15 protein-coding genes are annotated in these 13,554 nt (G+C 60.1%); 5 read left to right on the forward strand and 10 right to left on the reverse strand.

The genetic code is table 11. The features are described 5' to 3' along the window. Positions 1-52 precede the first annotated feature (52 nt). On the forward strand, positions 53-697 hold the full coding sequence (gene nth, locus ACR0JF_RS17535) for an endonuclease III (protein ID WP_170379832.1): 645 nt from the start codon (positions 53-55) through the stop codon (positions 695-697). Continuing rightward, positions 694-1,683, forward strand: a complete 990-nt coding sequence (locus ACR0JF_RS17540; RefSeq protein ID WP_170667384.1) for an adenosine kinase — start codon at positions 694-696, stop codon at positions 1,681-1,683. Before nth ends, ACR0JF_RS17540 begins: the two co-directional genes overlap by 4 nt. A 174-nt stretch (positions 1,684-1,857) precedes the next feature. Here ACR0JF_RS17540 and ACR0JF_RS17545 read toward each other — a convergent pair whose 3' ends face one another. From ACR0JF_RS17545 to ACR0JF_RS17555, 3 genes are all read right to left on the reverse strand, one after another. Next, positions 1,858-2,697 carry a DUF547 domain-containing protein gene (locus ACR0JF_RS17545; protein ID WP_170661928.1) on the reverse strand — a complete coding sequence of 280 codons (840 nt, stop codon included), beginning with the start codon at positions 2,695-2,697 and terminating at the stop codon, positions 1,858-1,860. Next, complete coding sequence (locus ACR0JF_RS17550) at positions 2,694-4,067, reverse strand: radical SAM protein (RefSeq protein WP_170661926.1); 1,374 nt, start codon at positions 4,065-4,067, stop codon at positions 2,694-2,696. Before ACR0JF_RS17550 ends, ACR0JF_RS17545 begins: the two co-directional genes overlap by 4 nt. Positions 4,068-4,133: 66 nt before the next feature. Then, entirely contained in the window at positions 4,134-4,619 is a 486-nt protein-coding gene (locus ACR0JF_RS17555) for an RNA pyrophosphohydrolase (protein WP_170661924.1), read from the reverse strand. Positions 4,620-4,756: 137 nt separating this feature from the next. On the opposite strand from ACR0JF_RS17555, the gene ACR0JF_RS17560 reads away from it, so the two are divergent. After that, complete coding sequence (locus ACR0JF_RS17560; RefSeq protein ID WP_170661922.1) at positions 4,757-6,784, forward strand: NADPH-dependent 2,4-dienoyl-CoA reductase; 2,028 nt, start codon at positions 4,757-4,759, stop codon at positions 6,782-6,784. Between the two features lie 12 nt (positions 6,785-6,796). On the opposite strand, the gene ACR0JF_RS17565 is transcribed toward ACR0JF_RS17560, so the two are convergent. Together ACR0JF_RS17565 and ACR0JF_RS17570 are read right to left on the reverse strand one after the other, a co-directional pair. Further along, complete coding sequence (locus ACR0JF_RS17565) at positions 6,797-7,729, reverse strand: glycosyltransferase (RefSeq protein WP_170661920.1); 933 nt, start codon at positions 7,727-7,729, stop codon at positions 6,797-6,799. A 114-nt stretch (positions 7,730-7,843) separates the two neighbouring features. After that, on the reverse strand, positions 7,844-8,284 hold the full coding sequence (locus ACR0JF_RS17570; protein ID WP_170661919.1) for a DUF4399 domain-containing protein: 441 nt from the start codon (positions 8,282-8,284) through the stop codon (positions 7,844-7,846). Between the two features lie 227 nt (positions 8,285-8,511). On the opposite strand from ACR0JF_RS17570, the gene ACR0JF_RS17575 reads away from it, so the two are divergent. Then, complete coding sequence (locus tag ACR0JF_RS17575; RefSeq protein ID WP_170661917.1) at positions 8,512-9,417, forward strand: LysR family transcriptional regulator; 906 nt, start codon at positions 8,512-8,514, stop codon at positions 9,415-9,417. Between the two features lie 63 nt (positions 9,418-9,480). On the opposite strand, the gene ACR0JF_RS17580 is transcribed toward ACR0JF_RS17575, so the two are convergent. Genes ACR0JF_RS17580 through ACR0JF_RS17595 form a run of 4 tightly spaced genes read right to left on the reverse strand, consistent with a single transcriptional unit; the run spans position 9,481 to position 12,398 of the window. Beyond that, entirely contained in the window at positions 9,481-10,383 is a 903-nt protein-coding gene (locus ACR0JF_RS17580) for an OmpA family protein (RefSeq protein WP_170661915.1), read from the reverse strand. Beyond that, positions 10,380-10,952 (reverse strand): peroxidase-related enzyme, encoded by a 573-nt coding sequence (locus ACR0JF_RS17585; protein ID WP_480669592.1) that lies wholly within the window; start codon positions 10,950-10,952, stop codon positions 10,380-10,382. The genes ACR0JF_RS17580 and ACR0JF_RS17585 overlap by 4 nt, the downstream gene beginning before the upstream one ends. Before the next feature lie 16 nt (positions 10,953-10,968). Further along, positions 10,969-11,679 (reverse strand): GNAT family N-acetyltransferase, encoded by a 711-nt coding sequence (locus tag ACR0JF_RS17590; protein WP_170661913.1) that lies wholly within the window; start codon positions 11,677-11,679, stop codon positions 10,969-10,971. Continuing rightward, positions 11,676-12,398 carry a molybdopterin-binding protein gene (locus ACR0JF_RS17595; protein ID WP_170661911.1) on the reverse strand — a complete coding sequence of 241 codons (723 nt, stop codon included), beginning with the start codon at positions 12,396-12,398 and terminating at the stop codon, positions 11,676-11,678. The genes ACR0JF_RS17590 and ACR0JF_RS17595 overlap by 4 nt, the downstream gene beginning before the upstream one ends. Before the next feature lie 51 nt (positions 12,399-12,449). On the opposite strand from ACR0JF_RS17595, the gene sfsA reads away from it, so the two are divergent. Beyond that, positions 12,450-13,157: a DNA/RNA nuclease SfsA gene (sfsA, locus tag ACR0JF_RS17600; protein ID WP_170473058.1), complete on the forward strand. Its 708-nt coding sequence runs from the start codon at positions 12,450-12,452 to the stop codon at positions 13,155-13,157. Here the strand turns inward: sfsA and ACR0JF_RS17605 are convergent. Continuing rightward, entirely contained in the window at positions 13,154-13,519 is a 366-nt protein-coding gene (locus ACR0JF_RS17605; RefSeq protein ID WP_170473055.1) for a hypothetical protein, read from the reverse strand. The two genes, sfsA and ACR0JF_RS17605, sit on opposite strands and share 4 nt — an antisense overlap. Positions 13,520-13,554: the final 35 nt, after the last annotated feature.

A 13,554-nucleotide genomic window follows, 5' to 3' on the forward strand; every position in this document is an offset into this window, starting at 1 on the left:
CGCATTGGCTTTGGGCTTGTGTCATTGGCCCTTGGGCGGCATTAAGGCTCGGATGGCAAAGCAACTCGATTACCACACGATCCGCGAGATCTTTACGCGCTTTCAAGAGGCCGACCCGGAACCCAAGGGCGAGCTGGAGCATGTGAACGTCTACACTCTGGTCGTCGCCGTGGCGCTTTCAGCGCAGGCAACCGATGCGGGCGTCAACAAAGCCACGCGCGCGCTGTTCAAGATCGCGGACACCCCGCAAAAGATGCTGGATCTGGGCGAAGAGGGCCTGATCGAGCATATCAAAACCATCGGACTGTTCCGCCAGAAGGCGAAGAACGTCATCAAGCTCAGCCGTATTCTGGTCGAGGACTACGATGGCGAGGTTCCCAATTCCCGCGCGGCGCTGCAATCTCTGCCCGGTGTGGGTCGTAAGACGGCCAATGTGGTTCTGAACATGTGGTGGCGGCAACCGGCGCAAGCGGTAGACACGCATATCTTCCGTGTCGGCAACCGCACTGGTATCTGCCCCGGCAAGGACGTAGATGCCGTCGAACGCGCCATCGAGGACAATATTCCAGCCGACTTTCAACTCCATGCACATCACTGGCTGATCCTGCACGGGCGCTATCACTGCAAAGCGCGCAAGCCGCAATGCCCGACCTGCATCATCCGTGATCTCTGTCAATTCGAGGACAAGACCCTATGAAAACCTACCAACTGACCGGCATCGGAAATGCCGTTGTGGATGTCATTTCCCAAGCCGATGACAGTTTCCTGGAACTGATGGGCATTGAAAAAGGCATCATGCAACTGATCGAGCAAGAGCGCGGCGAAGTGCTCTATGCCTCGATGGAGGGTCGGGTGCAGACACCGGGCGGCTCGGTCGCAAACACCATTGCGGGCGCGGGTGCGCTGGGTCTGGATGCTGCCTTTATTGGCCGTGTACATGACGACGCGCTGGGTCGCTTCTATGCCGATGCGATGAACGAAGACGGCGTGGATTTCGTGAACCCACCTGTGCCGGGCGGCGAGCTGCCGACCTCACGCTCGATGATCTTTGTCTCGCCCGATGGCGAGCGGTCGATGAACACCTATCTGGGGATTTCCTCGGAACTGTCGTCTCAGGATGTCTCGGACGAGGTTGCCGGGAACAGCCAGATCATGTTCCTCGAAGGCTATCTCTTCGACAAGGAAAAGGGCAAAGCTGCGTTTCTTGAGGCCGCGCGTGCCTGTCACAAGGGCGGGGGCAAGGCCGGTATCGCCATTTCCGATCCTTTCTGCGTCGAGCGTCACCGGGTCGATTTCCTGCTGCTGATCGAGAACGAACTGGACTTCGTGATCGGCAATGAGGCTGAGATCAAATCGCTGTTCGAAACCGAGGATCTTGAGGACGCACTGGCCAAAACCGCCGCAATCTGCCCTCTGGTCGTCTGCACCCGTTCGGGCGACGGCGTGACGGTTCTGAACGGCGACACCCGTCACGATGTTGCGGTCGAAAAAGTAGTGCCCGTAGATGCGACCGGCGCAGGTGATCAGTTCGCAGCCGGTTTCCTGTACGGCATGGCCACCGGCCGCGACTATGAGACCTGCGCCAAGATCGGCAATGTCTGCGCGCGCGAAGTGATCAGCCATATTGGCCCGCGCCCCGAAGCCAACTTGCAAGAATTGCTGCGGGAAGAAGGATTGCTGTAAAGCGCTGAGCCGGGACAGCGCCGACCCGCAGGGTGGCGCATCCGGCCTCGGATTTAAGAGCTTTACGGCAGCCAGATACTGATAGGCTCAAGCAGCGCCTAACGCTACAAGAGCGCCGTCCCGAGGGCGCGAGTTGGCGCTGGCGCGGCGGCCTACGGCCTTTGCTCCGCCCCGTTAGGCGCCAGCCCCTGCATCGTTCAACGCCCAATCATACTCATAGGCATTCACACGTCGCGCCTGTTTGAGGCGCTGTTGCAACTCCGGTTCGACTGCTGTTTCGAGATAGGCGATCACAGCCTGCTCAATCGCCCCGAAATCCTCGCGGAACCAGATGTAAATCTTCGATAGGATCAGCCGCCCCTGATCATCGAACCGCACTCCGCGCGGATCGTTGACATAGGCGCGCTCGGCGGCGGTGAGGTCGCGTTCCAGCGTATTGGCCTCCCACGCACGGGCCATCAGGTTCGGGCACCCGACCGCAGCACAATTCAGCGCGTAGTGGATGCGCGGCTCATTGAAAGTCGGTCGGATGATGCGGTGTTCGATGTCGTTGAGGGTCAGGCTCTCACCCGACACCACGGCCAACGGGCGACCCCATGGACCGATCGACAACGGCCCATCCTTGATGTCGCGGATCGAAGCAACCGGGTAGGCCTCAAGCACCACATCCACCGTCAGCGCGTTATAAAGGTTAATCCAATAGGCCAGTAGCTGATCGCGGGTCAGATTGGCCGGGTCAACGGCCTGCAGCTCGGTCAGATAAGCATCCAGCAGCGCGCTGTCGGCCGCGCTTACCTGCCCATAGGCTACCCGGTTCACACCGCGCGTATCGGGGGCCACGTAGCGGGTCAGAAAGCGGGTCCAATCGCCATGATCCACTCTCTCACCCGGAGGGGGCGCGGCGCGGGTCAGGGTCGTGTCGGGCAAGGGCGTCGCGACGGGCAAGGCCAGCCTCTCGACGCTGGCGCAGGCGGTCAGAAGCGGCAGCAGCATCAGGATCAGAACCTGTCTCATGAAGCGTCCTTTCGGCTTTGACGGGCAGCGCGCAACTGCCCTTTGAGGCGTTTCAGCGGAGCCACCTCAGGGTCTTTTAGAGCGGGCAAGTTCGAGCGAGCCAACAGGCCGCGCGTCGCCGAGTTCCACCAATAGGTGCCCATCGGACTGTCCACCCGATCCGGCGCGGCCAGATGCTGATCGCGCTGTGCGTTGTGGACGCACATGGAGAGCGGCCCGTTGGCTGTCGCCACCATGAACACGCAAGAGGCGCAGCGGTCTTCCTCTAACGCATCCGCAGCCATGAAATTGTGGATGAACACGGCCTGTCGCCGTACTGGGCCGCGCAGCAACCCCAACCCCAGCCGCAGAAGGCATCCCGCCAGATGGCCAAGCGCCCAAAGGGCTAGCAGTGGATGGCGGCGGATCAGGCGTCCCACGCTGGGGCGGATGCGGATATGAGCGTCCTGTCCGGTATCCACATTTTCCAGCGCCGCTATCACCCGCTGAACCAAGCGCTGGTTCGACAGCAACGACACGGCCTTGCCCCCCGCAGAAACAACGCTGCCATACCGGTTGCAACTGGAATGCCCGACGGCCGCCGAGTCGAAATGCAAAGACGTGCCATAGCCTTGCTCGACCGCGCGGATGACGCTGTCTTGCGTGATTGCATCGGGTCGCGCCCGCAACACACCGCGCCCGGTATCCGCTTGCATCTGGAACGAGACAAAACCGACCTCGGGTTGATCCCGCAGAAACCGGGCCAAAGAAGGGATTTCAGCAAAGTTGCCGCCAAAAACGGTCGTGTTGAAGAGGATACGCAGCCCCAAACCACGCGCCCGGTCGATATAGGTTTTGCGCACGCGGTTGAGCTCCACCTCGGAGGCGAACCCGTTGCGCTCTTGCGTCATGTCCACGTGAAAGGCCACGTCATCCAGCCCTGCTGCGGCCAACCGCGTCAGCATCGCCCGGCTGGCGCGGATACCGTTGGTCATCAGGCACGAGCGCATACCCAGCCGCCTGATCTCGCGGCAGAGCGCCTCAAGATCGTCAACCTTGCGCAGCGTCGGGTCGCCGCCGGTCAATTGCACGGAAACGCCGCGGCCATAGTGGCTGCGGATCGTGGCAATCCGCGCGAACAGGACCGACAGCGGAGGATCATAGGTCATCTCGGCCCGGTCCGAGAGGTAACAGAGCGTGCAGTCCAGATTGCAGCGCTGCGTCACCTCAAGCGCGACGCAGGCCATCGGGTAGAACCGCCCCGCTGTCTGAGACGGGCCGAACTCTCCGCACCCGCGCAATCCCTCAAGCAGAGGCGCGCGCTGGTCCGAGCCCTGAAATCGCCGTCCGGCAGGTTTGATGGTGATGGATTCTGGCACGGTGTCTTTCATGCCCCCAAGCTAGAGGCACGCCTTGACCCGAACCACGCCCCCTCACGGCAACGTGCAGGCTGGTGATCAGCTCAGATGATCCGCAAAACCCGCAATCACCTGCTCGTAGACCGCGCGCTTAAACGGCACGATTTCTTCGACCAGTTGATCCGGGGCCTGCCATTTCCAGCTGGTGAATTCGGGATGATCCGTTGCAATATTGATCTGGTCGTCATGGCCGTTGAAGCGCAGCAGAAACCATTTCTGCTCTTGCCCGCGATAACGGCCTTTCCAGATTTTTGGGACGATGTCGTGGGGCAGATCATAGGGCAACCAGCCGTCAGTCTCGGCCACGACCTCGACCAGATCAGCAGTCACACCGGTTTCTTCCCACAGCTCGCGCAGCGCTGCGTCGCGGGGGTCTTCGCCCTTGTCCACCCCGCCCTGAGGCATCTGCCACGCGTCCTTGTGGCGGTCATTGCGCTGCCCCACGAAAATCTTGCCCTCGGCATTCATCAGCATCAGACCGACACAGGGGCGATAGGGCAGTTTGGCGATCTCTTCCGGGGTCATGCGAGGCCTCTTGGATAGGGTTTGCGACCTCTCTATCAAGCCGCGCGACGGGCGCAAAGGGGATGACGTTAGGTTTCGCGTGACAATGTTTACGCGAACGTCAATCTATTTCTCAACTTCGGAAGGGAGAGTTCGCCATGACTGCGTACCCAAACATGCTGGCCCCGCTGGACCTGGGCTTTACCACGTTGAAGAACCGCGTGCTGATGGGCTCGATGCATACCGGGTTGGAAGAGACCGGCGACTGGAACCGCGTGGCCGAGTTCTATGCGGATCGCGCACGCGGGGGCGTGGCGCTGATGGTGACGGGCGGGATTGGCCCGAACCTCGAAGGGTCCGTCCTGCCGGGCGCGGCGATGATGACCACCGATAAGGACGTGGCGAACCACTCGGTCGTGACTGACCGCGTGCATGAGGCGGGCGGCAAGATTGCGATGCAAATTCTGCACGCCGGACGCTATGCCTATGGCCCCAAATGCGTAGCGCCCAGCCCGGTGAAATCCCCGATTTCTCCGTTCCCGCCCAGTGAGCTGGACGAAGAGGGGATCGAGAAGCAGATCAGCGACATTGTGAACGCGGCTGTTCTCGCCCAGAAGGCGGGATATGACGGGGTCGAGATCATGGGGTCCGAGGGGTATTTCCTGAACCAGTTCCTCGTGACCCACACCAACAAACGCGAGGATCGCTGGGGCGGCTCCTATGAAAACCGTATGCGCCTGCCGATCGAGGTTGTGCGGCGCACGCGTGAGGCCGTGGGTACGGATTTCATCATCATCTATCGCCTGTCGATGATCGATTTAGTCCCGAATGGCTCGACCCATGAAGAGGTGGTTGAACTTGCACAGAGGATCGAACAAGCCGGCGCCACGATCATCAACACCGGCATCGGCTGGCACGAGGCTCGGATTCCCACCATCGCCACCAGCGTTCCGCGTGCCGCCTTTGCCTGGGTGACCAAAAAGCTGATGGGCAAGGTTGGCATCCCAGTGATCACCTCGAACCGGATCAATACGCCCGAGGTCGCAGAAGAGGTTCTGTCGACCGGCTGTGCCGACATGGTCTCGCTGGCGCGTCCGATGTTGGCGGATGCGGATTTCGTCAACAAGGCGATTGCCGGTCAGTCCGCGCAGATCGCGCCTTGTATCGCCTGTAACCAGGCCTGCCTGGACCACACATTCGGCGGAAAGCTGACCTCTTGCCTTGTCAACCCACGTGCCTGCCATGAAACCGAACTGGTCATTGGCAAGGCCGAGACGCGCAAGACCGTTGCTATTGTGGGCGCTGGCCCGGCTGGTCTGTCTACTGCCATGACCGCCGCCCAGCGCGGCCATGACGTCACGCTGTTCGACCGTGCTTCGGAAATCGGCGGTCAGTTGAACATGGCGAAACAGGTGCCGGGGAAAGAGGAATTCTGGGGGCTGGTCGATTGGTACCGCACCATGATGGATGATCTGGGCGTGAAGGTGGAACTGAACCGCGAAGTCAGCGCCGACGACCTGACCGGCTTTGACGAAGTCGTCATTGCCACCGGCGTTGTCCCGCGTGATCCGGAAATCCCCGGTCAGGACCGTGACAACGTCATCAGCTATATCGACGTGCTGCGCGAGAAAGCAGAGGTTGGCAAATCCGTCGCCGTGATCGGCGCGGGCGGTATCGGTTTTGACGTGTCCGAATTCCTGCTGGAGGACGGCCACAGCATCACCACCGACCTGCCTGCCTGGATGAAGGAATGGGGCGTGACCGACCCGGAGCAGCACCGCTCGGGTCTGGCACCGGAAGGCCCTCAGCCTGCAGCTCCTGCGCGTCAGGTCACGCTACTGCAACGCAAGAAACAGGCGCATGGCAAAGGCTTGGGCAAGACCACCGGCTGGATTCACCGCGCGACGCTTAAGATGAAAAACGTCAACTTCTTGGGCGGCGTGAACTATGAGCATATCGACGATGACGGCCTGCATATCAGCTTTGGTGAAGAGCGCGCCGACCCGACGGTGATTGCAGCAGACACTATCGTTCTGTGTTCCGGTCAACTGTCCGAGCGCAGCCTTGCGGACGCCCTGATCGAACGCGGAATCACGCCGCATGTGATTGGTGGTGCGGATGTCGCCGCCGAATTGGATGCGAAACGGGCCATCAATCAGGGCACCCGCCTCGCCGCCGAGATGTAGGGGCGCTGAGGTCTACATGGTGTAAGTCAGACCGGTCTCTTTCTCGAACCGGGCCATGTAGGTTTCGTAGTCGCGGTAAGCGCGATGGAACAGCAGCCGCGCCATCCGCGTTGCGCGCCAAGGCTTTTTGCCACCGACATAGTGCCAGATTTTCGGAGTTCTGCTTGCATCACTCAGATGCTGGCGGAACGCCTTGGACATTTTGCGGTATTTCGGGCTGTGCGCGTCAAACCAGATCTGAGGCCGCGTGTTCCACTGAATAGGCAACCGAAACCAGCGCCCGTGAAACAGTTGATTCATTCTGTCCTGTTCAGGCAAGTAAGGAATGTGCGGAACCAGCTTCTCGAAATCGCTGATCTCGCGCAATTCGCGATCGCCGTGAATGGCTGAACAGTCCATGACCATGATGCCGGAATTGAAATACCCTTCGCCGGGTATGAACCCCAACCTAATGCTCTTGCTCACACGACTGAGCGACTTTTTATGCTCGCGCCCCGGTCTGAAAATCTGCTGCAGGGAAGGGCGCAGGAAGTCCCCTCCGCCAAGCGTCACCAGACCCATATCCACGCAGGCGGCAAAGGGTTGGCCTTCAAGGTCCATGTCCAGCAATTCCCAAACATCCGAAACAACCAGAGTGTCCGCATCCACAAAAACGCAGCGCTTTTCGCAAAGCTGGGGCAGAAACAATGGCAGCATCGTGATCGCAGGGAACTTCGACTTATACTCGGAAAAGCCTGGCAGATTTTCCAGATCGAATTTCTGGTAAGAAATCGTCCCTCCCGTGAGGGATTGATTGACCTGCTCAACAATCGCAATGTCTTCGTCTGTGAAATCCTGCCCGAAGATTGTCACATCCAAAGGCTTGCTGGCATTTTTGACAGCGGAATATGCGGAAAGCAGAGCCGGGAACAGAAAAGACCTGTTCACGCCATAGACCACCTGCATCGCGCCCCCCTCGATCACGTCAATGTGATGAGAAGGAATAGCAGCGAAGAGCAGGCACTTCAAACCCTTAGCGGCCCTCAAAACTCTTGGTTTGCGGCGTTACCCGGCGCCCCCTTATTCGACCGAAATCGTAATCACCTCGGATACAATTGGCGGGTTATGCGGCACGTGTCCAGCATCGCCCAAAACCAGTTGTAGCGTGTGCTGACCTGCGGGCAGATCCAGAGTGACCTCGGTCTGACCACCGCCGAAATGCATGTGGTTTTCGTCTGCGGGCAACCCGTAAAGCAACTCATCCGCGCCGTCTTCGCCCTGACCCAGCGGCGGGCGGTTGATCAGCAGGTGGTGGTGGCCGGTATTGTCGGCCTCGGTCCCTGCAGGCGCAACGCCCATGCCACTGAGGCCAAAGACCACCGTGACCGGTGATTGCACTGTGTCACCATCCGCAAGGTTCGCGAAATAGACCTGCGCACCCGGCGCGGATGGCGTTTGTTCCTGCGCCCCGACAGCTGTGGCAAACAGAGCAACTGAAATGGCTGTAAAAATGGCTTTCATGATCTCCTCCCTCGTCACAAAAATGCCATTCTAAACCTAGCACATCTTGAATATTTTCCAGAAAACGCCCGTTTGCAGGGCGATCACCATCGCGGGAAACAACTGTTTCCGCGTTTCTGATACGCAAACGATCCGATTCAAAACCCTGATATTATCCCATGTCCGCCCCGATTCCGCCCAGATTGAGGGGCAAAGTCGTTGCAAGTAGCAAGACCTGGGGAACGAGAATGGATCGACTGACGGAAATGGAAGCCTTTGCCAACGTGGTGGACCAAGGTGGCTTCACCGATGCGGCCAAGAAGATGGGTATCTCCAAATCAGCCGTTTCCAAGCACGTGTCCAGCCTCGAGTCGCGGCTGGGGGCACGACTGCTCAACCGGACCACACGCCGCGTTTCTCCGACCGAGATTGGATTGGCCTATTATGACCGCGCCCGCCGGGTGCTGAACGACGCGGGTGAGGCGGATTCGCTGGTCACCGCGATGCAATCGGCCCCTTCTGGCCTGCTGCGGATCAGCGTGGCGACGGATTTCGGGGTCAATCATCTGTCGCCTGTCCTTTCGGAATTTCTGGCCACCTATCCCGACATCACCGTGAACATGGTGCTCAATAACCGCTACGTCGAACTGATTTCCGAGGGCTTTGACGTCGCCGTTCGCATCGGAGAGCTGGAAGACAGCACTTTGCGCGCCCGTAAGCTGACGGAAACCGTCAAACGCATGGTCGCGGCACCCAGCTATATCGAGAAATACGGACGGCCTCAGAAGATCGACGATCTGAACGAACACAAGCTGCTGCACTATTCCAGCCAGTCCTCGGGCAATGTCTGGCGCCTTACCGCCCCGTCCGGCGAGAAACGTCAGGTGCGCACGGCCGGTTGGCTGAGTGTAAATGACGGCCAATCGCTGTTGAACGCGGCGGTGTCGGGCCTCGGGATAGCCTATCTACCCAGTTACCTCTATGCCGATGCGCTGAAGTCCGGTGAGGTTGTGGATGCCATGCCATCCCTGCCGGATGAGGTGCAAGGCATCTACGCGGTCTATCCTCCAGGCCGCTTTACTCAGCCCAAGGTACGGGCCTTCATAGACTTCCTCGTTGACGCTTATTCCGAAAAAGGCGCGATGGACTGGTAATTCTCCCGGTGAACTGGATCGGCCCGTGCGTTCTTCGTGCGGGTCTTTTTTTGTGTAGACGCGTCAATTGACCAGCAAGACAGCCTCAACCCTACGGTTCAGATCGCGCCCTTCAGGTGTCACATTCGAGGTCAGCGGCGCCAGATATCCCACACCCTGTGCTTCGATCCGGTCCGCCGCGACGCCATGCGTGTCGATCAGACGGGCGCGCACGGCCTGCGCCCGTTCGGTGCTAACCTTTGTATTGGCCTGCAACGTGCCGGTATCATCAGTATGCCCGACCAACGCCAACCGGGTCGACGGGTTTTCGGCCAGGAACTGCGCCAGCAACGACAATGAGGCGAACGGGCCGTCGCCCAGTGCCACCTCGCCGGTGCGGAAATGCAAATCGTCAAGGATCACATGGCCCGACTGCTGCAACGCGTCCAAAAGGCCTTCGGTTCCGCTGGCGGATTGCTCAACGACCACAGGCGTTGGAGCCGGAGCATCAACGGGTGCAACGCGGATTAGTTGCACATAGCCATCCGGCGGGTTGCGGCTGACCAGCAGACTGAGCGCTTCTTCGCCTTTGGTAGCAGACAAAAAACGATAGTCGCGAATGGCGACATACATATCCGGTGTTGGCACCACCTCGGTCCCGAAGCGGAAATCGAACCCGCCACAGGTCCGGGCCTCACATTCAAACAGGATGTCAAAGCCCTGCGCCACGAGTTGATCCCGTAGCGGAGCCAGCAATTGCAGCGTCGTGCTAGAGCCCGCCTGCAAGCGCCATGTCAGCCGCTCGACCCGCCCCTCGACCGTGCGAGCAGGGACTATGCCATCTGCAACGGGCCCTGTGGGCAGCTCATAGCTGTCCAGCGGCGAGGTCCTCTCGCTTATCTGACGGGCGCTGGCGGGCAGGGTCAGATCTTGCGCCAGAACCGGCCCGGCCATCAGACAAAAGGCAAGGGCGAGGCGTCGGATCATCGGGCTTGTGCGTGATATTCGGAGTTGGGCGCCATGGCCGTGGCACTGGCCACTCGGTTGGACATGTTGAAGAACCCGGTGACATTGGCGATGTCCCAGATATCCCGGTCGCTGAAGCCCTGATCGCGCAAGTGCTGGCGGTCGGCCTCTTCAATCTCGGCGCTGGCGGTGGTCATCTTCGCCGCGAAATCCAACATCGCTCGCTGGCGCGTATCCAGAGAGGCGGTGCGGTAGTTCATCACCAGCATCTCGCCCAATTGCGGATCACCGGACATCTGCCTAACAGCTGCACCATGGGCGACCAGACAATAGAAACACTTGTTGATCGAGGACACTACCACCGCGATCATCTCACGTTCGAGCTTGGACAGCCCGCTATCTGCCAGCATCAGGTCGTTATACATAGCCGTGAAGGCGTTCAGCTTGTCGATATCGAAAGCGTAGGCTTTCAGCACATTCGGCACCATTCCCAGCTTTTCGAGGCAGACATCAAAGTATTTCTGCGTCTCGGGCGGCAAAGGGTCAGCCATGGGCAGGTTCAGCGCGGTGGGTAGATCAGTCTGGGTCACGGGCTTTCTTAACTCCTTAGACACGTTGACGATAATGGTATTCCCCGACAATCTCCATCCCGAGTGCGCGGTAGAGGCCATTCGCCCCGTCGTTGGCCTTTGTACAGATCACGCTGAGCGTTTTCGCCCCGTTGTCCCGCGCCCAAAAGGCTGCTGCCCGCATGGCCCATTGGCCCAGACCCTGGCGGCGGTGATCGGGCAAGATTTCAAGCGCATGTACCATGGCCACATCGCCTTTCATGGCCATGAACACAGTTCCCGCCGGGCGATCAGAGTGCCGCAACAGGAACGCGGTCTTGGGGCCCGCAGCACGCGCCATCACGGCCAGCCGTTCAGGGCCGATTCCGCCCTTGGCCCAGATCTCCTCCATGACTGCAAGCGGGGGCCAGATGTCGAACGCGGTCACGCGGGGCAGAGGCTGATCGGTCAGTTGCTCCGGCGGACATGCGTAGATGTTGACCGGGTCCAGAACCTCATAACCGCGCGCTTCCAGTTGGGCGTCGAGCTCGTGGTCATCGGGCCACAGACAAAAGATGCGTTTCTGGCCCATGGCCTGCATGGCACCCTCGGCCGTGACGATATCGGCCTCGGTTGCGTCACCCAGCGCATTGGCGGCAGACACGCGCGATCCACCCCCCTGCCCTTCGCGCAGGCGGAAGGAGCCAAGGACGTCATAGCGCGCAGCGGGCCATGTTCCGTCAACGATGTCAGGCCAGTTGATGCTCACAACTCGAGCTCTTTTGCCAATTGGGTCATGGCCGCGTCGATGCGCGCACCCTCTGTCCCTCGGATCACCACGTTGGCTCCGAAGACCCCGTTGATCTGAAACGGATAGCAGCCGATGGACAGGTCCGAGAACGTCTCGGCCAGTGCAGACAGCATCGCAGCAATATCGCCTTCGCCCCGATCCACCCGCAAGGTCTGAGACAACAGCGGGCTACCGCCCGTCAGGCCCGGCAAGACACTGGCAACCATGGCTTGGAAGACCGAGGGCACCCCGGCCATCACATGCACGTTTTCGATGGTAAATCCGGGCGCGGTTGAGACCGGATTGTCGATCAGCGCCGCCCCGTCAGGAATGCGGGCCATACGCAGGCGGGCCTCGTTCAACTCCAGCCCCGACTTGTCGTAGTGCGTCTGCAACAGCGCCCGCGCATCGTCGCGCACGTCAATCGGGGTGTCAAAAGCGCGGGCGATGCAATCGGCGGTGATATCGTCATGTGTCGGCCCGATGCCTCCGCTGGTGAAGACGTTGTCGTAAGACTCCGACAGAGCCTTGACCGCCGCCTCGATCGCCGGGGCGTCATCGCTGACAATACGCACTTCTTTCAGGTCGATGCCATGTTTGGTCAGTTCACCAGCAAGATAGTGCATGTTCGCATCGCGCGTCCGGCCCGAGAGGATCTCATCCCCGATGACAAGCATTGCAGCGGTTGGATTGGCCATGGCGCGCGCCCCCTCTTGATCGGCTGTTAGGGCAGGTATAGGCCGTGGGGCATGAGATTTGAAACCCCCCTTGTCCCCGCCCGCCTGATCCGCCGTTACAAACGCTTTCTGGCCGATTGCACGCTAGAGGATGGCCGCGAGGTGACAGCCCATTGCGCCAATCCGGGCAGTATGATGGGACTGGCTGAACCGGGTGAGAAAGTCTGGCTGGAACCCAATGACGATCCGAAGAAAAAGCTGAAATTTGGGTGGCGGCTAGTTGATCACGAGAATGGCCATTTCACCGGCGTCGATACTTCGGTGCCGAACCGGGCACTGCGCGCGGCATTGGAGCGTGGCGAGATCCTCGAACTGGCCGCCTATCAAACAGTCCGGGCCGAGGTCAAATACGGCCAGAACAGCCGCATTGATTTCCTGCTGACCCAACCCGGTCTGCCGGATGCCTATGTCGAGGTCAAAAGCGTCACGCTTTCCCGCCAGCCCGATCTGGCCGAATTCCCCGACAGCGTCACCACCCGCGGCACCAAACATCTGCATGAACTGGCCTCCATGGCCGAACAGGGCCACCGCGCGATCATGCTGTATCTGGTGCAGCGCACCGATTGCGACCGCTTCGCGCTGGCCGCCGATATCGACCCGGCCTATGCAGCGGCCTTTGAGGCAACGCAAGCGCAGGGGGTTGAGCGGTTGGTGGTCGGCACCACCATCTCGCCACAGGGGATCGAAGTTGATGCGACAAAGGTGTGGTCTACCGGTTAAGGCAGGATCGTAAACTTTCCTAGATAAGAGCCTCGCCCCGGTGTGTAACCGCGGTAGGTGCCATCCTCAACCTGCCCCACCACAGCGCAGAGGTCTTGATCTTTGCGGAACGTCTCCCAGCGGCTACAGATCCTGTCACTTTCCAACCACCAAACACCGGTGTCGCGGCCCAGGCGAGGAATCTCAACGTCAAAGCTTTGGTCGGCGTTCACGCTTGCGGCGCCAGTGACGCCCGCGCGGTTCAGGGCAATCTTGCGATCCTGTACCAAAAGCGCCGCAAGCTGATCCTGCGTCAGCATCGTCACCTCTTCGCGGCAGCCGCTGGTCAGAACGACCAGAAGAGCAGCAATCGCTCTGACCATCTCAGCCCCTGTTCCCGCTGATGCATTCTCCGTGG

This window comes from Ruegeria sp. BG11, assembly GCF_056538565.1.